18 protein-coding genes are annotated in these 20246 nt (G+C 71.6%); 11 read left to right on the plus strand and 7 right to left on the minus strand.

The window, feature by feature from the left end; genetic code table 11:
- Positions 1 to 23 precede the first annotated feature (23 nt).
- The 6 genes from PCC79_RS05085 (at position 24) to PCC79_RS05110 (ending at position 6693) form a co-directional block, all read left to right on the plus strand.
- A complete protein-coding gene (locus tag PCC79_RS05085) occupies positions 24 to 1157 on the plus strand; it encodes an O-antigen ligase family protein (protein ID WP_232548921.1) in 1134 nt (377 codons plus the stop codon).
- Positions 1154 to 2530, plus strand: a complete 1377-nt coding sequence (locus tag PCC79_RS05090; RefSeq protein ID WP_342373181.1) for a right-handed parallel beta-helix repeat-containing protein — start codon at positions 1154 to 1156, stop codon at positions 2528 to 2530. The genes PCC79_RS05085 and PCC79_RS05090 overlap by 4 nt, the downstream gene beginning before the upstream one ends.
- 4 nt (positions 2531 to 2534) lie before the next feature.
- Complete coding sequence (locus PCC79_RS05095) at positions 2535 to 3692, plus strand: class I SAM-dependent methyltransferase (protein WP_342373182.1); 1158 nt, start codon at positions 2535 to 2537, stop codon at positions 3690 to 3692.
- A 187-nt stretch (positions 3693 to 3879) separates the two neighbouring features.
- Positions 3880 to 4176, plus strand: a complete 297-nt coding sequence (gene groES / locus PCC79_RS05100) for a co-chaperone GroES (protein ID WP_232548918.1) — start codon at positions 3880 to 3882, stop codon at positions 4174 to 4176.
- Positions 4177 to 4217: 41 nt separating this feature from the next.
- Complete coding sequence (gene groL, locus PCC79_RS05105; RefSeq protein ID WP_342373183.1) at positions 4218 to 5816, plus strand: chaperonin GroEL; 1599 nt, start codon at positions 4218 to 4220, stop codon at positions 5814 to 5816.
- A 340-nt stretch (positions 5817 to 6156) separates the two neighbouring features.
- A complete protein-coding gene (locus tag PCC79_RS05110; protein ID WP_342373184.1) occupies positions 6157 to 6693 on the plus strand; it encodes an Lrp/AsnC family transcriptional regulator in 537 nt (178 codons plus the stop codon).
- Here the strand turns inward: PCC79_RS05110 and PCC79_RS05115 are convergent.
- A complete protein-coding gene (locus PCC79_RS05115) occupies positions 6578 to 7984 on the minus strand; it encodes a DUF418 domain-containing protein (RefSeq protein WP_342373185.1) in 1407 nt (468 codons plus the stop codon). The two genes, PCC79_RS05110 and PCC79_RS05115, sit on opposite strands and share 116 nt — an antisense overlap.
- 152 nt (positions 7985 to 8136) lie before the next feature.
- Between PCC79_RS05115 and mptB the strand changes: the two genes are divergently transcribed.
- The 4 genes from mptB to PCC79_RS05135 are packed head-to-tail and all read left to right on the plus strand — an operon-like array spanning position 8137 to position 14213.
- Entirely contained in the window at positions 8137 to 9546 is a 1410-nt protein-coding gene (mptB, locus tag PCC79_RS05120; protein ID WP_342373186.1) for a polyprenol phosphomannose-dependent alpha 1,6 mannosyltransferase MptB, read from the plus strand.
- A gap of 57 nt (positions 9547 to 9603) precedes the next feature.
- Positions 9604 to 11124, plus strand: a complete 1521-nt coding sequence (gene guaB / locus PCC79_RS05125; protein WP_342373187.1) for an IMP dehydrogenase — start codon at positions 9604 to 9606, stop codon at positions 11122 to 11124.
- Between the two features lie 30 nt (positions 11125 to 11154).
- Entirely contained in the window at positions 11155 to 12261 is a 1107-nt protein-coding gene (locus PCC79_RS05130; protein ID WP_232548912.1) for a GuaB3 family IMP dehydrogenase-related protein, read from the plus strand.
- Positions 12261 to 14213 carry a penicillin-binding transpeptidase domain-containing protein gene (locus tag PCC79_RS05135; protein ID WP_342373188.1) on the plus strand — a complete coding sequence of 651 codons (1953 nt, stop codon included), beginning with the start codon at positions 12261 to 12263 and terminating at the stop codon, positions 14211 to 14213. The genes PCC79_RS05130 and PCC79_RS05135 overlap by 1 nt, the downstream gene beginning before the upstream one ends.
- 42 nt (positions 14214 to 14255) lie before the next feature.
- On the opposite strand, the gene PCC79_RS05140 is transcribed toward PCC79_RS05135, so the two are convergent.
- From PCC79_RS05140 to PCC79_RS05155, 4 genes are all read right to left on the minus strand, one after another.
- A complete protein-coding gene (locus PCC79_RS05140; protein ID WP_342373189.1) occupies positions 14256 to 15413 on the minus strand; it encodes a phosphatase domain-containing protein in 1158 nt (385 codons plus the stop codon).
- An 83-nt stretch (positions 15414 to 15496) separates the two neighbouring features.
- Entirely contained in the window at positions 15497 to 15901 is a 405-nt protein-coding gene (locus PCC79_RS05145; RefSeq protein ID WP_232548909.1) for a hypothetical protein, read from the minus strand.
- 308 nt (positions 15902 to 16209) lie between these two features.
- Positions 16210 to 16968, minus strand: coding sequence for a MerR family transcriptional regulator (locus PCC79_RS05150; protein ID WP_342373190.1), 759 nt, complete (start codon positions 16966 to 16968; stop codon positions 16210 to 16212).
- A 56-nt stretch (positions 16969 to 17024) separates the two neighbouring features.
- On the minus strand, positions 17025 to 17942 hold the full coding sequence (locus PCC79_RS05155; RefSeq protein WP_342373191.1) for a DUF2268 domain-containing protein: 918 nt from the start codon (positions 17940 to 17942) through the stop codon (positions 17025 to 17027).
- Between the two features lie 101 nt (positions 17943 to 18043).
- Between PCC79_RS05155 and PCC79_RS05160 the strand changes: the two genes are divergently transcribed.
- Positions 18044 to 18526 (plus strand): hypothetical protein, encoded by a 483-nt coding sequence (locus tag PCC79_RS05160; protein ID WP_342373192.1) that lies wholly within the window; start codon positions 18044 to 18046, stop codon positions 18524 to 18526.
- A gap of 11 nt (positions 18527 to 18537) precedes the next feature.
- Here PCC79_RS05160 and PCC79_RS05165 read toward each other — a convergent pair whose 3' ends face one another.
- Together PCC79_RS05165 and PCC79_RS05170 are read right to left on the minus strand one after the other, a co-directional pair.
- On the minus strand, positions 18538 to 19104 hold the full coding sequence (locus PCC79_RS05165; protein WP_342373193.1) for a PIN domain-containing protein: 567 nt from the start codon (positions 19102 to 19104) through the stop codon (positions 18538 to 18540).
- On the minus strand, positions 19104 to 19544 hold the full coding sequence (locus tag PCC79_RS05170) for an excisionase family DNA-binding protein (protein WP_342373194.1): 441 nt from the start codon (positions 19542 to 19544) through the stop codon (positions 19104 to 19106). The genes PCC79_RS05165 and PCC79_RS05170 overlap by 1 nt, the downstream gene beginning before the upstream one ends.
- Between the last annotated feature and the right edge of the window lie 702 nt (positions 19545 to 20246).

Genomic DNA, 20246 nt, shown 5'->3' on the forward strand with positions numbered 1-20246 from the left:
CGCTTCACTCGGTCGGAATCATCTTGCCCAGCACAGTGTTCGAGCTGGCCGTCGTGGTCGTCCTTCCCATCGCGGCCCTCGTCCTGGTCAGTACCGGCCTCGGGCGTCCACCCTTGGTCTACCTCGCTGTGGGGGGCGTCACGATTGTGTGGACCTGGCTGTCCCTGGCCTGGACGCAGAACGACTGGCAGACCAATTACTACCTGATGGGAGCCACCGAGTCGCTGCTCGTCTTCGGCCTCATCGTGGTGTTCACCCGGGGTCTGACCGGGGAGCAGGTCGCTCGCGTGATCACGGCGTGGGTGTTCCTGCTGCTGCTGCCCTGTGTGCTCCTCCAACTGCGCGTCCCGGGCTTCCTCCCTCCGAGCACGCTCGACCCGGCCTCGGGGGACTACATCTCGTACTTCGCCCGCCTCAGCCACCCGTTCATAGGCCGCTCCAACAACCCTGCGGCGCTGGTGACACCGCTCATCCTCCCGCTGCTTGCCTTCGCGCTGCACCGCCGCGACCGGGTCGCGGGAATCGGCGGGGTGGTGGCCTTCGGGATGCTCGTGCTCACCATGAGCCGGGGCAGCCTGGTGACGTTCGGCCTGTCGATCGTCCTGTACGTCCTGCTCGAGCCTTCGGGCCGAATGCTGGTGCGCCGCCTGTGGAAGGTGGCCGCGGCTGTGTTGCTCGTCGCATTGTTGTTCGTGGCCGTTCTGCCCACGGCGCGCACGTTCGTGGGGTCGCGGTTCGGGCTCCGCAACGTGTTCGCCCGTGGCGACCTGCTGGACGAGGGCTTCGCCCTGGTCGCGGTTGAGCCCTGGCTGGGCACGGGGGCCGGCGTGGGCGTCCACGTGCACAACACGTTCCTGCAGCAGATCGTGTGGTTCGGCATCCCGCTGGGGCTGCTCCTGGGAGTGCTCATTGCCTGGTCCGCCGTGGTGTGGCTCTTGCCCAGGGTGGCCCCCGACGTCCGCTGGCTCGCCGTCGCCATCGGCGTCAGCCTCGTCGGTCAGGTGGCCTCCTTCGCCATCCAGTCCAGCTACGAGGGCAACCTGCTGCGCAGCATCATCTGGCTCGGCTGGGGTCTGCTCTTCGCCCTCTACCAACGAACCCGCTCGGCCGATGAGCCGTACCGCCGGCCCCGCCGCGTGCAGGAGGAGACCCGATGAGCCCACTGTCCCGACGCCTGCTGCTGTGGGGAGGTGCCGCCGGTCTGGTCGGCTGCGCCCGGACACCCGGGGGGCAGGCCACGCCGACGTCGACCCCCACGCCGACGCCCACCCCCACGCCGACCGCGACGCCCACCCCCCCGCCAACGCCGACGCCGACGCCCACGCCGACGCCCCCCCCCACCCCGACCCCCCAGCCGACCGACATCCCGCTCGACCCGCCCGTGGACTGGGAGGCAGCGATCGACGGCGAGCGCCTCGACGAGGCGTTCGCGTCCCTGCGTTCCTACCGGGGCACGATGCGCGACATCGTCGTACGGCCCGGAACCTACGAGCGCACCGAGCCGGTCACCCCGCCCGACGGCGTCCGCCTGGTCACGCTGGGGTCGACCTTCGTGTGCCGCGTGCCCGGCACGCACGGCGTGCTGCTCGACCTGACCGGCCGGCGCGACGTCACGGTCGTCGGCGGGGTCTGGGACGCGAACCGCGCCGACTACCGGGGGGACAGAACGGAGTGGCGTCACGCGATCCAGGTCAACAACGCCCGGTCGGTGACCCTGACCGACCTCGAGGCGTGCCGTGCCCTGGGCGACGGGATCTACGTCGGCGCCGACCGGCGCCCGAGCCAGGACGTCACCTTGGCCCGGGTGGCGTGCCACGACAATGACCGGAACGGCATCTCGATCACCTCGTGCGCCAGGCTGCTGTGTGAAGACTCCACCTTCCACGCCAACGGCCACGGTGACCTCGAACCGAGGGCCGGCATCGACGTCGAGTCCCACGGCCCGACGTGGGCCTTCGACGACATCGTGTTCCGGCGGTGCACGGCGAACGACAACGCGGGGCGGGGATTCCTCTACGTCGACGTCGCCCCCGATTCGGCCTCCACCACGGTGCTGGTGGAGGACTGCACCTTTGCCCGCAACGGCCGGCCGCAAGGCATCGCCACCTATGCCGCCTTCTACGTGCGGCGTCCCCACTCCATCACCGTCAACCGCTGCAGCGGCGTCGACAGCTACGTGGGCCTCATCGTGGAGGGTGGGGGTGGTGGCGAGGCCGTGTTCAACGACTGCCGCTTCAACAACAATCGGCACGAGGGGCTCTACGTGATGGGGGAGAACACCACAGTCACCCTGAACCGGATGACGTTCGCCTCCAACATCCGCGAGTCGTCCTACTCCGGCGCGGCGACCTTCGTCGGATCCGGCACGCTCGTCGCCCACGACAGCGTGTTCTCCGCCGACCCGAACCAGACCGTGATGGCCGTCTCCGGGGGCGTTCGCTCGGTGGAGCTGGTGGGCTGCACGTTGCGGGGACGAGACGGCGGCGCGGTCGACCATCCGAGCGGCGTGGCGGTCGACATCGCAGAATAGGGGCATGGATCCTGACGTCGCCCGCTGGCTGGTCTCGGACGCCGCCCGGCCGGTGTTGGCCGCCGCCGCCGCGGAGGCCGACCCGGCGTCGCTGGCCGCCGGGACGCGGCTGCGCGCCCTTACCGCACCCGACTTGGCCGCCGCGGCGCTGGCCCAGGTGGCGCTGCGGCGTCGCGCCCGGGCGAAGTTCGGTGACCGCGCCGAGAGGCTGTTCCTCACCCCCGACGGGTTGGAGCAGGCCACCCGGGCTGAGGTGGCGGTGCGGCGCGCCCGGCGGTTCGCCGCCCTGGGGGCGAGGCGGGTGGTCGATCTCGGTTGCGGCATCGGGGCAGACGCCCTCGCGGTGCTGGACGGGGGGCTCGACGTGGTCGCCGTGGAGCGCGACGAGGCGACCGCCGTCTTCGCCGCCGCCAACCTGGGCCGCGAGGTCGTGACCGGCGACGCCGAGGAGCGCTGGCCGGAGCTGTCGGCGTCCGACACGGCCGTTTTCGCCGACCCGGCCCGGCGCACGGCGTCCGGCCGCTCGTGGCGGGTGGAGGACCTCAGCCCGCCCTGGCCGTTCGTGGCGTCGCTGCTGGACGGGACGCGTCCGGCGTGCGTGAAACTCGGCCCCGGCGTACCGCATGCTGTGCTGCCCCCGGGTGCCGACGCGGAGTGGGTCTCGGACGCGGGCACCGTGGTCGAGTGCGCGGTGTGGGCCGGGCCGGGCTTGGCCGGCGGGGCGCGCACCGCCGTCGTCGACGGGGTCGAGCTGCCCGGGTCGGGCCGACCACCCGCCGACGTGGGGCCCGTGGCCGCGTTCGTCTACGAGCCGGACGGCGCGGTCGTCCGCGCGGGCCTGGTGGACGAGCTGGCCGGGCTGCTGCGGGCGCACCGGGTGGCGTCCGGCATCGCCTACCTCACGGCGGACGCCGCGCTGCCCACCCCGTTCGCGACGTGCTTCCGCGTGCTGGACGTGCTGCCGTTCGACGAGAAGGTGCTGCGGGCCTGGGTGCGCGAGCGCGGCATCGGCACCCTGGAGATCAAGAAGCGTGGCCTGGACGTCGATCCGGCGGCGTTGCGCAAGCGGCTGAAGCCGACGGGGCGGGCGTCCGCCACGCTGATCCTCACCCCCACCGAGCGCGGGGCGGTGGCCCTGGTCGCCGAACGCACCGCGTCCTAGCACCGCACGACGCGGCTTAGCACTCAGGTTGAACGAGTGCTAACTCGGGTGTAGCGTCGCTTCTGGCACTCGACACCCGAGTGTGCCAGCCCCGGCGGCACCGCGACGACGCAGGGGACGGCGCAACACCAATGAACCACCCACCCGCCGACCGGCGGGGGGACGAACCAAGGAAAGGGCACCCATCGTGGCCGTCACGATCAAGCCGCTCGAGGACCGCATCCTCATCCAGCCCCTCGAGGCCGAGACCACCACCGCCTCGGGTCTGGTCATTCCCGACACCGCCAAGGAGAAGCCGCAGGAGGGCAAGGTCGTGGCGACCGGCCCCGGCCGCATCGACGACAAGGGCAACCGCGTCCCGCTCGACGTCGCCGAGGGCGACGTCGTCATCTTCAGCAAGTACGGCGGCACCGAGGTGAAGTACGACGGCACGGATTACCTGCTGCTCAACGCGCGCGACATCCTCGCCGTCGTCTCCAAGTGAGCCCGGTCCACACCAACCAAGCGATAGGGAAGTAACCACCCATGGCAAAGATCCTTCAGTTCGACGAGGAGGCCCGCCGCTCGCTCGAGCGTGGCGTGGATGCCCTCGCCAACACGGTGAAGGTGACCCTCGGCCCTAAGGGCCGGTACGTGGTGCTCGACAAGAAGTGGGGCGCCCCGACGATCACCAACGACGGCGTGACCGTCGCCAAGGAGGTCGAGCTCACCGATCCGTACGAGAACCTCGGCGCCCAGCTCGCCAAGGAGGTCGCCACCAAGACGAACGACGTCGCCGGTGACGGCACCACCACCGCAACCGTGCTCGCCCAGGCGCTCGTCCACGAGGGCCTGCGCGCCGTCGCGGCCGGCTCCAACCCCGTCGGCCTCAAGCGGGGCATCGAGGCGGCCGTCGAGGCCGTCGGCGACGAGCTGCGCGGCGCGGCCAAGCAGGTCGAGACGACCGCCGACATGGCGAACGTGGCGACCATCAGCAGCCGTGACGCCGAGATCGGCGAGCTCATCGCCGAGGCGTTCGACAAGGTGGGCAAGGACGGCGTCATCACCGTCGACGAGTCCAACACCTTCGGCACCGAGCTCGAGTTCACCGAGGGCATGCAGTTCGACAAGGGCTACCTGTCGCCGTACATGGTGACCGACCCCGAGCGCATGGAGGCTGTGCTGGACAACCCGTACATCCTCATCCACTCGGGCAAGATCAGCTCGATGAACGACCTGCTCCCGCTGCTGGAGAAGGTCATCGGCGCCTCCGGCACCCTGTTCATCGTGGCCGAGGACGTGGACGGCGAGGCGCTCAGCACGCTGGTCGTCAACAAGATCCGCGGCACCTTCACCTCCGTGGCCGTCAAGGCGCCCGCGTTCGGTGACCGCCGCAAGGCCATGCTGGAGGACATCGCGATCCTCACCGGTGGCCAGGTCGTCGCCGCCGAGGTCGGCCTCAAGCTCGACCAGGTGGGCCTCGACGTGCTGGGCCGCGCCCGCCGCGTCGTCGTCACCAAGGACGACACGACCATCGTCGACGGCGCCGGCGAGGCGTCCGCAGTCGAGGGGCGCGTCGAGCAGCTCCGCGCCGAGATTGGCCGCACCGATTCGGAGTGGGATCGCGAGAAGCTCTCCGAGCGCGTCGCGAAGCTCGCCGGTGGCGTGTGCGTCATCAAGGTCGGTGCCGCGACCGAGGTCGAGATGAAGGAGAAGAAGCACCGCATCGAGGACGCCGTCAGCGCGACCCGCGCGGCGATCGAGGAGGGCATCGTCGCCGGTGGCGGCTCGGCCCTCGTCCACGCCGGCAAGGTGCTCTCCGACGGCCTCGGCAAGAGCGGTGACGAGAAGGCCGGCGTCAAGATCGTCGAGAAGGCGCTGGTCGAGCCGCTGCGCTGGATCGCCGAGAACGGTGGCGAGCCGGGCTACGTCATCGTGGCCAAGGTGGCCGAGCTCCAGCCGGGCAGCGGCTACAACGCCGCCACCGGTGAGTACGGCGACCTCGTCGCCGCTGGTGTGATCGACCCGGTGAAGGTCACGCGCTCCGCGCTGGCCAACGCCGCGTCCATCGCCGCGCTGCTGCTCACCACCGAGACCCTCGTGGTCGACAAGCCCGACGAGGACGAGGACGGCCACCAGCACTGAGCTGGCGCCGCACCCCTCCCGGGTACGCCGACGGGCCCCGCACATCTTTGTGCGGGGCCCGTTCGCGTGGTGGTGCCGGTGGACGCGGCCGACCGTGGGTGTGCGGTGCGGGCCCGGCCGGCGTCCGGATCGCGGCCGCCGCCCTCTGAGGTCCTCGGGCGGTGGCTCCTTGTGGGAGTACCGGCCCTGTTGTGTGCACCACTTCACCCCACAGCGGCACTGCTGCACAAGCGAGTGCCATACTGGTGGGCAATCTGATCACTGCGCGTCCGCGTGCACGGTCAGGATTGATCAGGACGCCCGCCCGAGCCACTCAGCCCGCCCCCGGAGGAGCACCGCCGTGTACCAGTTGGACGCCACCGACCGCCGCCTGTTGTTGGAGTTGGACGCTGACCCGCGCATGACGGTGCTCATGCTGGCGCAGCGCACCGGGCTGGCCCGCGGCACGGTGCAGGCCCGCCTGGAGCGCTACCGGACGGAGGGGTTGTTGCGGCTCGCGTCCACGATGGTGCCCCCGGCCGCGCTGGGCCACCGGTTGGCCGCCACGGTCAGCGCCGAGCTCGACCAGCACTTCCTGGAGGACGCGATCGCCGCGTTGCGCCGCATCCCTGAGGTGCTGGAGTGCCTGGCGCCGGCGGGGGAGACGGACCTCGTGATCCGGGTGGTGGCCCGCGACCCCGACGACCTCTATCGGGTCGCTGAGGACATCCGGCTCTGCCCCGGCATCGTCCGCACCTCGACGAGCGTCTACCTGCGCGAGGTCATCGGCTACCGGGTGCGTCCGTTGCTGCGGGAGGGGCTCCCGGGCCGTGCGGCGGCGTCCGGATCTCCGGTGCCGGGTTCCCCCGCACCTGGGCGGCGTCCGGAGGTCCGATGAGGCGCCGCAGCAGTGCCTCGAACGGGCCCGGGCGGTTGCGTGCTCCGAGCCGTGCGGCGATCAGGACCGATGCGAGCCACACTCCCGAGGCGATCGCGAGGACGCCCGCCGTGGTGACGTGGGCGCCCAGGCCGAATCCCCACGCGGCGAGCAGTGGCGCCATGACGATCGACTGCCACAGGTAGCCCGAGAGCGACCGCTGGCCAAGCGCGGCGACGGCCCGGCCGACCGGCCCCGGGGCCCGATCACGCGCGGCTAGCCGGCCGAACAGCGCCACGTAGCCGACACCGGCGAACGGGCCGAGGGCATAGCTGAGGGTCATGGGGGCCCAGCTGACCGTCACGGGCAACACCAGCACGCCCAGATGCTCCAGCGCCAGCGGCACCCCGCCCAGCCAGCCCAGCCCCAGGCCGCCGACGGCGACCCGGGTGAGCAGGCGGCGGTGCTCGGCCGGGCGTTCCAGGATGCCGCGGCGGGCCGCCAGCCAGCCGAGCAGGATCATTGCGGGCACGGTGAAGCCCAACACCACGCTGGGGGTGGAGACCAGCCACAGCACGGCACGCACGAGCGCTGCCACCAGGTAGTTCGTCTGACCGGCGAAGAGGTCGGCCAGCGAGCCGAAGGGCACCGCGTCCAGGCCCGCCGCCCCGAGATCGGCCGCATCGAGCTCGGGGGCGTCCCGGGTGAGCCACCACAGCAACGGCGCCGCCACCACCGTGAGCAGGGCGGGGGAGCAGAACAGGCAGGCGAACACGACGGTCCACACCAGCAGGGTGCGGTCGCGCGCCCCGAACAGCAGCGCGACGAGCACCAGCCCGGCCAACCCGTAGGCGCCGAGCACGTCGCCGGCGAACAGCAGCAGCGCGTGTGCGAAGCCGAAGAGCAGCATGAAAGCGTGGCGACGCTGCAGGTGCCGCACGATGGCCGGCGGGCTCCAGCCGCGGGCGACGCGGCTGCGGGCCAGCTGCACCATGCCGTACCCGAACAGGAACGCGAACATCGGGTAGACGTGGCCGTCGATCGCGACGGCCATGACGGCCCGCAAGGCCCGGTCGAGCGGCCCGCCGTCGGCGGGGTGCGCCGACGTCCAGGACGCCGCGTCCGACTCCCGCCCCCACAGGTACCAGGTGGAGTTGGCCCAGGCGATCAGCAGCAGCATGACGCCCCGCGCCAGGTCGGGGGCCCGGCTGCGCCCCGTCGCGGCGGGTGGCAGATACCACGGCGGCGGCGGGGGCGGCGGCAGCGGACGCGGAGCCGGCAGGGCGTGCGGCGGTGGCGGCGTGGTCGGCATGCCACCCACCCTAGGGTGACGCGGGGTTCGTGGGCACGCCGGGCCGTCGGCTGCGGCGTGGGTGGAGGCCGACACGTCCTAGGCTGGTGCCGCATCGACCACGTCGCAAACGACAGGAGGGCCGGGTGAGCGAGCGGCAAGGGGCCCGTGGCGTGCGCGAATCCGCGAGGCCCGGCCTCCCCTGGGGGGTGGCCGCGGCCGGGGGCACGCTGGCGACCGCGCTCGTGGCGTGGGGGTCCGCCCACCCGGAGTTCGCGTTCGACACCGCCGGCTGGCCGGCCGGGTGGGTGAACGCGGTGGGGGCGGCCCTCCCGATCCCGCTCAACAGGGTGGCCGTCGTGCTGGGGGTGGTGGCCCTGTGCGGGGTGTGGTGGGCGTTGCGGGTGCGTGACGGCGTCCGCCCCGTCGAGCGGCCCGGGTGGCTGCTCGCGCTGTGGTCGCTGCCGCTGCTGGCGCTGCCGCCCGTGCTCAGCAACGACGCCGTGCTCTACGCCGATGCGGGGTGGATCGAGAACGCCGGCGGCTCGGTGTACCGCGATGGCCTGGCCAGCGCCGGGGGGCCGTTCGCGTCCGGCGTCGACCCGCTGTGGGTCGGCAGTGGGGTCGCGTACCCCGCCCTGTCGCTGGTCGTGAACCAGGTCGTGGTGGGCCTCACCGGTAACCACCCGTACTGGTCGGTGGTCGCGATGCGGTGGCCCGTGGTCGTGGGGGTGGTGCTGCTGGCGCTCGTGCTGCCCCGCATCGCGCGCTTCATCCGCCCAACCGATCCGGACGCGGCCGGTCGCGCCCAGTGGTGGGGGCTGCTGAATCCGCTCCTCGTCGTGCATTTTCTGGGCGGTGCGCACAACGACGCCCCCATGGTGGGCGTGGCGCTCGCGGCGGTCTGGGTGACGGTGGTGGCCCTGGAGCGCCCCGCGTCCCGGGTGACGCCGTGGCTGCTGTGGCTGGCCGCGCCCGCCCTGGTGGGCGTCGCGATGGCGTTCAAACAACAGGCGGGCCTGATGGTGCTGGCCATCGCCGGCCTGCCCGTGCTCGCCGAGCTGGCCCGGTTGCCGCTGGGGCAACGGCTGGTGCGGCTCGGCGTCCGAACGGTGGGCGTGACGGCCGTCACGCTCGCGGTGTTCGCGGCGATCAGCCTGGCGAGCGGCAAGGGCTTCGGCTGGGTCGCCTGGCTGGCCCTGATGGGGGAGGCGGGCACGGTGGCGCCCTTCGCGCTGCTCTCGCAGTGGGGAGGGTGGGCCGTCGACGGTTGGGGGCTGGACGCGACGCTGTTCCGCGCGGTCGTCGGCGCGGTCTCCAACGCGGTGCTCCTCGTCGTGCTCGCCTGGTGTGTCGTCCGGTTCAGCGACCGCCCCCTCGCGGCCGTCGGCTGGGGTTCCCTGGCCGTGGCGCTGCTGGGCCAGGCGCTGCACCCCTGGTACCTGCCGTGGAGCCTCGCCGTGCTCGGCCTGGTGCCCCTGAGCCGGCGGCAGTGGCGGGCGCTGGCCGTGCTCGTCGTCGCGTTCGTGGTGTGGAACGCCGTCCAGACCGTCGTCTGGCACGGGGAGCAGCTCGAGATCTGAGCCCCGAGCCGGGGGATAGACTGGCGGCCCACGTCCACGGAGAGGTGCCGCATCCCAATGTCGTTCGACGACCTGACCCCTGCCGGTGTTCCCAGACCCTTCCTCCCCCTCGGGCTGACCTTCGACGACGTGCTGCTCCAGCCGAACGAGAGCGACGTCGTGCCGGCCGAGGTGGACACGACGACCCAGGTCTCCCGCTCGATCACGCTGCGCGTGCCCCTGATCAGCGCGGCGATGGACACGGTCACCGAGGCGCGCATGGCCATCGCCATGGCCCGCCAGGGCGGCCTCGGCATCCTGCACCGCAACATGAGTGCGGCCGACCAGGCGGGCCGGGTCGATAGGGTGAAGCGCTCCGAGGCAGGCATGGTTGACCAGCCGATCACCACCAGCGTCGATGCCACGATCGGTGAGGTGGACGAGATGTGCGGCCGGTACCGCATCTCCGGGCTGCCGGTGGTGGACGACGCGAACCGCCTCGTCGGCATCATCACCAACCGCGACATGCGCTTCGAGGACGACCCCGCCCGCCGCGTCGGCGACGTGATGACGCGCATGCCGCTGGTCACCGGGCACCCGGGCATCGCGCCCGAGGACGCCCTGCGCCTGCTGGCGCAGCACAAGATCGAGAAGCTCCCCCTGGTGGACGCCGACGGGAGGCTCACCGGGCTCATCACGCTGAAGGACTACGTGAAGTCCGACAAGTACCCCCTCGCGACGAAGGACGACCACGGCCGCCTGCGCGTCGGCGCCGCGGTCGGCACGTTCGGCGACGCGTGGGAGCGGGCCATGGGTCTCGTCGAGGCCGGCGTCGACATGATCGTCACCGACACCGCCCACGGGCACAGCCGCTCCGAGATGGACCTCATCCGGCGCCTCAAGGCCGAGCCGCGCGCGGCCGGCGTCGACATCGTCGGCGGCAACATCGGCACGTTTGAGGGGGCCAAGGCGCTCATCGAGGCCGGCGCGGACGGGGTCAAGGTCGGCATCGGCCCGGGCTCGATCTGCACGACCCGCGTGGTCGCGGGCGTCGGCGTCCCCCAGGTGACGGCGATCCACGAGGCGGCGCGCGCGGCCCGGCCGGCCGGCGTCCCGGTGATCGGCGACGGCGGGCTGCAGTACTCCGGCGACATCGCGAAGGCGCTCGTCGCCGGCGCGAACACCGTGATGCTCGGCTCCCTGCTGGCCGGTTGTGACGAGAGCCCGGGCGACCTGGTGTTCATCAACGGCAAGCAGTACAAGAGCTACCGCGGCATGGGCAGTCTCGGTGCGATGAAGGCCCGCGGCACGGCCGGCAGCTACGCCTCCGACCGCTACTTCCAGGCCTCCTCGACCACGGATGAGAAGTTCGTGCCCGAGGGCATCGAGGGGCAGGTGGCCTACCGGGGGCCGCTGGCCGCGGTCGCCCACCAGCTCATCGGCGGCCTGCGCCAGTCGATGTTCTACTCCGGGGCCCGCACCGTGCCCGAGCTGCAGGCCAAGGGCCGGTTCGTGCGGATCACGTCGGCCGGCCTGCGCGAGTCCCACCCCCACGACATCCAGATGACCGTCGAGGCGCCGAACTACTCGTCCCGCTGACCCACCTTTCCCACGACCGAGGAGACTTTCGTGATCGAGATCGGACGCGCCAAGCGCGCCACCCAAGTCTACGGCTTCGACGACATCGCCATCGTGCCCACGCGGCGCACCCGCTCGCCCGAGGACGTCCGGCTGGCGTGGACGATCGACGCGCTGACCTTCGACTTCCCGCTCATGGCGGCGCCGATGGACTCGGTGATGTCGCCCGAGACGGCCATCGCCTTCGGGCGCCTGGGCGGGCTGGGCGTGCTCAATCTCGAGGGGCTGTGGACGCGCTATGACGACCCCGAGCCCCTGCTCGAGGAACTCGGCGGCATTTCCGACGCCGGCGCCGCGACCCGCCGGATGCAGGAGCTCTACGAGGAGCCGATCAAGGCCGAACTCATCGGGGCGCGCATGCAGCAGATCCGGGACGCGGGCGTCCCGGTGGCCGGCGCGCTCAGCCCCCAGCAGACGCAGGAGTTCGCGTCCGCCGTGGAGAAGGCGGGGGTCGACTTCTTCGTCATCCGCGGCACGACGGTCTCGGCCGAGCACGTCAGCCACGACGCCCAGCCGCTGAACCTCAAGGAGTTCATCCGCAAGCTCGACGTGCCCGTCATCGTCGGCGGGTGCGCCACCTACCAGGCGGCGCTGCACCTCATGCGGACGGGTGCAGCCGGCGTCCTGGTGGGCTTCGGCGGCGGCGCGACGGGCCGGACGCGGCACGTGCTGGGCGTCGAGGTGCCGATGGCGTCCGCGATCGCGGACGTGGCGGCGGCGCGGCGCGACTACATGGACGAGTCCGGTGGCCGTTACGTGCAGGTCATCGCCGACGGGGCCCTGGGCCGCTCGGGCGACCTCGCCAAGGCGATCGCCTGCGGGGCGGATGCCTGCATGGTCGGGACGCCGCTGGCCCGCGCCGCGGAGGCGCCCGGCCGGGGCTGGCACTGGGGGCCGGAGGCGTGGCACGCCCGCCTGCCGCGCGGTGAGCGCGTCCGCATGGGCCGCGCGGGCACGCTGGAGGAGATCGTGCTCGGGCCTTCGCACACCCCGGACGGCACGATGAACCTCGTCGGGGCGCTGCGCAAGGCGATGGGCACCACGGGGTACACCGAGGTCAAGGAGTTCCAGAAGGTCGAGATCGTCGTCCACGCCTGATGCGCGCCCCGCAGGAGGCGCCGACGACCCGCGGGCTCGTGGCCGCGGCGGTGGCGCTCGTCCTGCTCATCGCGGCGGGGGTGTGGTGGTTCGCGGTGCGGCCCGGCCAACGGGCCGCGCAGGTGGCGCACGACGTGGCCGCCGGTTTCGCCTCCGGAGTCCTCGACGACGCGCTGTTCACCGCGCCGGACGCCGGCGCGCTGACCGAGATCTACGCCGGCATGGGTGACCTGCGGCCCACGGTGGCCGTGCAGGAGCTCGAGAGCAGGCCCGACGGGACGCTGCGGGCCCATCTCGCCTGGTCATGGGTGATCCACGAGGGCAAGCCGGCCTGGGAGTACGCGACGGCCATCGACCTGCGGCGCGGGGAGCCGGGGCAGGCGGTGGCGCCGGCGGCCTTCGGTGACTGGCGCGCCGTCTACGCCCCCGAGGCCGTGGCCCCCGGCCTGCAGCCGGGGGAGCACCTGCGGGCGACGCGGCTGGCGCCGGTGCGCGGGCCCATCCTGGGGCAGCGCGACGAGCCCCTGGCCTGGAACCAGCCGGCGCTGCGGGTCGGTATCGACAAGACGCTCACCGATGCCGCGACGGCCGAGGCGTCCGCCGCGCAGATCGCCGGCTTGCTGGGTTTGGACGCCGAGCGGTTCGTCGCGCAGGTGCGCGGCGCCGGCCCGCGGGCTTTCGTGGAGGCGCGGGTGCTGCGGGCCCTGGTGCCGGCCGAGGCGGAGCTGGCCCGGGCGGCGCAGCGGTGGATCGGCGTGCGCGCCTTGGAGACCACCCGCCCGCTGGGGCGGACGGCGACGTTCGCTCGGCCGCTGCTGGGCGCGGTGGGGGAGGCGACGGCCGAGCAGGTGGACGCCTCCGGCGGCACCATCCGCGGCGGTGACCTGGTGGGCCGCGGCGGCCTGCAGGAGGCGCGCAATCACGTGCTCGGCGGCACGACCGGCTTCGTCGTCGAGGCCGTCGGTGAGGGCGTGCCGCCGCCGGCTCGGGAGCTGTTCAGGGTCGACGCCCTCGACGGCGCGGCGGTGCGCACGACGATCGATGTCGGCGTGCAGGAGGCCGCCGAGGCTGTGCTGGCGGACGCCGCCGCCACCCCGGGCGGGCCGACGGGCGCCAGCGCGCTCGTGGCGATCCGGCCCTCCGATGGCGCGGTGCTCGCCGCCGCGTCCGGCCCGGGCTCGGCGGGCCACTCGACCGCGACGCTGGGCCAGTTCGCGCCCGGTTCGACGTTCAAGATCGTGACCGCCTTGGCCATGCTCCGCGCCGGTGCCACGCCCGATGCGCTCGTGCCGTGCACCGACGGCCTGACGGTGGACGGGTACCGGTTCGACAACTGGGCGGGCTACCCGGCCGCCGCCCTGGGTGACGTGCCGCTGCGCACCGCGTTCGCGTGGTCGTGCAACAGCGCCTTCCTGGCCCAGGCGGCCACGCTCACGCCGGAGCAGGTGGCGGACGCCGCGGCGTCCCTGGGGCTGACGGGGGAGAAGAACCTGGTGGTCGGCTCGTTCTCGGGCGCCGTGCCGGCCGAGGGCACCGACGTCGAGCGGGCCGCTGCGCTCATCGGGCAGGGCCGGGTGCTGGCCTCGCCGCTCGGGATGGCGACGGTGGCCGCCTCGGTGGCGGCCGGTCACACCGTCGACCCGGTGCTCGTCGAGGAGCCAGGGCGGACGTCCGCCGCCACCCCACTGACCCAGGCCGAGGCGGACGCCCTGGCCTCGCTCATGGGCGCGGCGGTCACGGACGGCACCGCCGCCGAGCTCGGGGGGATCGCCGCCGCCCACCCGGGCGTGCGCGTGCTGGCGAAGACCGGCACGGCGAGTTGGGGCTCACCGGTGCGCCACCACGGCTGGGTCGTGGTCGTCGCCGGCGACCTCGCGGTCGCCGTGTTCTGCGAGGACGCCCCCGGTGGCTCGTCCGACGCCCTGGCCATCGCCCGCGCCTTCCTGGCGTGACCCAGCGGGCCACAGGCCCGGCTGGGCGCTGGGGGCGGCGGCTCAGCCGAGGGCGGCGTCCCGCTCGAACAGGGCCCGGGTGGCCCGCTCCTGCTCCACGCTGCTCCAGCGGATCTCGGCCAGCGCGGACAGCGACTCCTGCACCACCCGGTCGAGGCCGGCGCGGGCGATGAGGCCACGCTCGTGGGCGATGCGGGCCGCCCCGACATAGGTGTCGACGAGGTGGATGCGTTCGCCGCGCAGGCGCGCACGCTCGGCGTCCGAGGTGTGCACGACGTCGTGGATGAACACGATGTCGAGCGCGTGCTCCAGCCGCTGCCACAAGGTGTCGCCGACGCGGATGTCGGCCTGGCCGGAGTCGCCGATGAACAGCAGCCGGTACTCGGGGAACAGTGCGTGGTAGTGCTCGATGTTGGCGATCTTGCGGCCGGCCATGAGGTCGCAGGTGAACAGGGCCTGGACGGTGCCGGTCATCACCGAGTGGTGGGCGATGCCGGCGCGGCGCAGGGACGCGCGCGTGTGGTTCTCGATGAGGCCGAACGCGTCACCGGGGCGGGCCGTGACGAACGTCAGGTCGCCCATCGAGAACGGCTCGTCGTCGGGGCCGCGGTCGAGGGCGTCCAACAGGGCCAGGATGCCGGGGTAGATCGTGCCGCGCGGGTAGCGCCGGTCGTGCAGCGCGCAGACGACGGTGTCGTCGATGTCGCACAGCACCTTCGCCTCGCCCGGTTCGACGCCGGCGGCCTCGCGGGCGATGTGGTTGAGGATCTCCGCACGGATGGTGGGGCTCCCGACGTCGGAATAGACCAGACCTTCCAGGTCGTGGGAGTCGGTGCGCATGTTCATCGCGTTCTTCAGGCGAGTGAGGTCCTCCCCGCGGCAGGAGAGGAACACCGCGCGGATAGCTTCCGCATCTGCCCGCGACGTGGGCCCGGCCTGCAGCCCGTAGGCGAGGTTGGCGCGGGCCTGGATGCTGAGGTCGCCGATCCGCGCCACGAGCAGGTCACGCACGGCCGTCCGGTTGGCCGGGCCGAAGCGGCGGTCGTCCAGGCTGCCGATCAGCTCGGCGGCGTCGGTCTCGAGCAGGATGCGATCCAACGCGGACGCCGACGCCATCCGCAGCAGCGCCAGCACCTGCTGCTCCTCCGTCCGCGAGGTGCGACCGGCCAGGAGCGAGGCGAGCAGGGTGGGCGACGACATGATCTCCACCCTAGCCAGCGGACGCGGCCGCGCCGCGCGGGTTCCAGGAGCCGGCCAGCCCCGCGGGGTCAGGACCCGGCCAATCACCCCTTCTCGAAGCCCCCCGCAGGCGAGAAGAACTCACCAGCGCCGACACCCGGGTGACCACCGGAGGCGGGGGACCGTCGCCATGCACGCCACGACGCAGCGGCGATCGCGACAGCCGAGAGGACAGCATGGAGTGCATCCATACCCGGCGGGTCAGCCCACGGGCCGAACCTGAACAGGGCGAGCATCACCAGCACGGTCAGGCCAAGGGCGACAGCAAGGCCTACGACGACCTCCGCGAGGAAGCGACTCCAAGCGCGGCCCGGTAGCCCCAGGCACAGGGACAGCCCGGCCACCACAACGACCCCCAAGGGCACGGCGAGAAGGTCTGAGCCCGACAAGGCCAGGGCGACCACCCCAGCCGTGCCGGCGACCATGGCCAGCAATCCGACGCGCTTCATGATTTCAGGGTAAGCCGCGGCCAGGCACCTGACCACCCTGTGGGCAGCAGCCTGACGGTGGCTCTGGCTCGCGCAGGGGGATGACGGTGCGCTCACCGATCCGTCGACACAGCTGCCGTGCCCCCTGGTGGACACTGCACGGCCTGACATGGTTAGAGAGTCCGGTCACGGTCGTCGCTGACAACGGCGACGAGCTGGCAGTGCGCCTGGACCCGGGAGACCCTTTCTCCTTCACCAAGCATCCGTTTGGTCAACATCCCTGATGGGCCTTGAGTCGTGGCCCCTGGAGCGCCCGTGGCCGACTGGTTTCAGCCCGTTGAGGCTCCCACGTGGATTCGGAGAGCGTCGGCGGCGAGGCGGGCGACGTCGGGACCGCCAAAGGTGTGGTGGAAGTCGGGGTTGGTCTCGTACATGTCGGCCATTCCGCAGATCATGGCGGCGGCACCGGCCTCGTCGCCTGCGTGGGTCGGGGTGCCGGGGATTTGGGCGAACCAGGCGATATGGGTTGCGGCATGCTGCTGCGCTGCGAAGGACCCAGGGGTCTCGCCATCTTTCGCAAGTTGGTCCCACTGCTCAACGAGGGCCTCGTTCCTGGTCTTCCAGTCACGCTGCTGGTTGACCGTCATTTCGTGCCACCACCGATTCGAGGCCTCGAAGGCTTCTCGCCCCCAGCGGCGGACCACATCGTCCTCGTAGGCGTCATTGAAGCCTTGAAGCATGAGGTCCATTTGCGGTTCGCGTCCTTCTTGGCGCATCTGCAGGGTGTGTTCCACCGCGTGGATTCGACGTTCGAGGGCGAGCTGTTCGGAATGGAGCGCCTCAAGCTGAGTGACCAAGGCTTCGACCTCAGTCGCGGTCGATGTCGAAGCGCTGAGGGCTGCTGCGATTTGAGCCAGCGGCATGCCAGTGCCGCGCAGCAGCAGAACCCGCTGCAACCGTGCGACGGCGCGGGGCCCGTAGTACCGGTAGCCGTTGGAACCGACCCGGTCAGGAGCGAGTAGGCCGATGCGGTGGTAGTGGCGCAGGGTGCGGCCGCTGATCCCCGCGCGTTCGGCGAGCTCGTGCACGGTCCACTCCACTGCTGGCCCCAATCTGCGTGAGTCGTGTCGTCCTGGGTCGGGGGCTAGTGTTCCGCGCCCGGCTCCAAGCCGAACCGTGGCAGCGCTACATCGAGGATATCGGCCGCGGGCGTCCGAGTACTCGTCGCTGCAGTAGTTCCGGTCACGTCGAGGTAGGCCCCCACGAGTCGGGCGCCAGCCGCGTACCCGGCACCTGTCGGCAGCCCCACGGGCGCGGCCCCGAAGAACTCGGCTGTGGCGTCGCCGAGCACCCAAGACGCGAAGTCGGACATACCGGTCACGCCGAGCCCGGAGACGACCTTGGCGAGAACAGCGTCGTCCTTGCGGGTGGCGTCGCTGACAAAGTGGGTGTAGCCGCGCTGCCCATACAGCTCTACCGCGAACATGTCGGCCAGGCCTTCAGAGATCACGTGCTCGCCCACCGTCACGGTGGCGGGATCCCACACCACCCCGCCCGGGGAGTAGCGCACGTTGTGGTGCAACTCGTGCACCACAATTGCCTCGAGGCGATCGATCACGGCTGGTGACGGCCACACGGTGATGACGATGTAGCCGCTGATTCCGCCGAATCCGGAAATGCCGCCAGCCTCCTCGAAGAAGTGCCGGTTGGACGGATCACCAAGGAGCAGCAGGACACGCAGGTCGGGAAGCTCCAGGCCGGGCATCACCGAGGTGAGTGCCGCCAGTCCCTCGTTGACAGCGGCACGGGTGCGACGCCAGGCATCAGCCGCTCTCAGCTCATCCAGACCTTGCCGGATCTGGTCGTCGAGTGAGTCCGGGCCGGCGAGTGGGAAGCCGAAGTTCTGGTGGTGGGCGCTCACCATGTCCATCCCACCCGGGATGAAGAAGTACATGCCGGCCATCGGGTCCCACAACTCCCGTACCCGAGCGGCACGCTCGGCCGGCGTTGCGGCCAGAACCCGGCTCATTCCCGCGGCACTGTCGATCACTGAGATGGTCATGGCGGTGACGCTAGACCTTGTCGCGACGACAACGTCAAGAAGAGAATGGGCCTCCCGTCGGGTTGCACGGCGGCAGGACAAGACTGACCTGGCCGCCCTGCGTGTCTCTTGAGCGTCTCGTCGAGGGGGACGTCGAGGTAGACGACGAACGTCGGACCGTCGTGCTCGGCTCGCACGGTGAGCGGGGCACGCACGACGGTGCCGCCTACTTCGACGCCGTCGAGCAAGAGCCCGCAGCCCACGTCCGACTCGCCACCGTTGGGAGGTTCGGCAGGCGCAAAGCCAGGAACGAGCAGCAGGCCCCGACCCAGCAAGCCGCCACCGTGCGAGCGCAGATACGCGACGCCTGGGGCGAGCCGCCCCGTACCGCCAAGGCTCTGCCCGCCTGGGCACCCCAGGCCGCCGCGCGGCAGGCCGAGGCCGATGAACTCCGCGCCCTGCCAGCAGGCGAAGCCGCCCGACGCATCGAAACCAGCCGCGTCGAGCAAGACCCGGCACGTCAGCGAGGGGCAGAGCGGGCGCGGGGACTTCACGACCCGTACCGCAGTGACCCGCACCGCGAGGGGCCAGCACGCAGCCTGTAGACGTTCCCCGCCTACGCAGTGGGGTTTTCGAGCGCTTGGCGCACCAGCCCTGCGGTGCGAGGCGCATCGACGGCGAGGCGATCCAGCACGTCTACCGCCGTGGCATCGCCGCCCCAGGCGCGAGCGATCGCGGTCACGATCCCGTCCAGCACGTCCGGGTGCGCTGCGCGAAGCCCGGTGAGGAAGGCATCCGGGTGCTGAGCCTCGATACCCCACGGGCTGAGGGCGTGGGCAGGGAAGTCGCGCAGATTCCGGGTGACGATCACCTGTCCCCCGGCATGGATCGCAGCAGCCAGGACGTGTCTGTCGCCGGGGTCGGGGAGTTTGAGCTGGTCGACCAGGTGTTCGTAGCCGGTGACCGTCACGTCGCGGATCGCATCGTTCATCAACCGCCGGGTGCGCTCCAACCTGGCCGGATCGAGGTCTGGCCGGTTCTTCCGGAGGTTGCCGAACACCTCATCGAGAATCTGCTCCGTCCACTTCGGCGACGCCAGCCGTGCCAACCCGACCCGGATCAGCACGTCTCTGAGCGTGGACGGGTAGAACACGTTCGCGTCATAGACGACGACCCGCGCCATCAGCTCAGCCCGAGCGCGTGAGCCTCCGCCGCCAGCTCGTCCGCTGCCGCCGCCCGGCGCGCGTCGTCCTCCCGCATGTACCCGATCAGGGAGGCGGCCTTGATCCGGCGGTGCGTGCCGACCGTGCGGTAGGCGATCTGCCCGGCATCGAGCAGCCCGATCAGAAACGGCCGAGACACGCTCAGGGCATCTGCTGCCTGCTGCGTGGTCAGCTCCGCGTGCGCAGGCACGAGGGTCACGCCCTCACCGTGGGCGAAGCTGTCCAGCACGCGGGCGAGCGCGGCCAGCGCCGAACGCGGCACATCCACCTCCCCCCCCGACCCGCCCAGGCTCAACCGCACCGGAGTATCTGCATCCAGTGCAGCGTCAAGGCCGCGTAGCGCCGAGGCCGCCAGCTCCGCGTCTGTCGGCTCGGGCACCAGCGTCGCGATGTCACTCATCGCCCCACCCCTTCCAATCGAAACACTCGCAGCAGTCGCAGCAGTCGCAGCAGTCGCAATAAGCGTAATGCGGATGGGTCGTCACCACCAGTGGTCGAGAGCGCCATCCAGGACACAGACGCCGGCAGTCGAGAGCGTGCACAGTAGCGTCAAACGCGACATGTGGTATTCCCCGAGGCGGAGTTGCCCCGGAGGATCACCAATCGAGGGCGCTCTTGGGTCATGTTTTCCTGCTGTCCGCGTCTCTGGCTGGGGCATGGTCGGACGCTACGCCCCGACAGCGGCAATTCAGTGCGTCCGCACGGTCGCTACTCCAGCCATCGGCCGGTGGCGCGCTCCACCCAGGCCCCGGGGCCTTCCTCGTCGCAGCTCGTTCCGCGGCGTGACGCGTGACCCACGCATCCGTCGGCAGCTCACAACCACGTAAGACCTTGTCGACCTCTACGTTGAGGATGATCGACCCGTCGGGATACAGCGCGTCGTAAGTGAAGGACGGTGACCGCAGGGGCCAATGGCCGGGCCGCCGAATAAGCACACCGCCTTGTTCGTACGTGCCTTCTCCACGCCGTCACCCTAACTGGGCTTGGCGAATCCGCCGTGCAGCAGCGGCACCCCCGCGGAAGAAGAGCGCATCCGCCTGCCTGACTCACTGACGTGCCGATCCGAGAGGCTCCACGCACGTTGATCGCGGCAGATCCGGGG

Origin of the sequence: Propioniciclava soli (genome assembly GCF_038502305.1) — a bacterium.
GTDB lineage: Bacteria > Actinomycetota > Actinomycetes > Propionibacteriales > Propionibacteriaceae > Propioniciclava > Propioniciclava soli.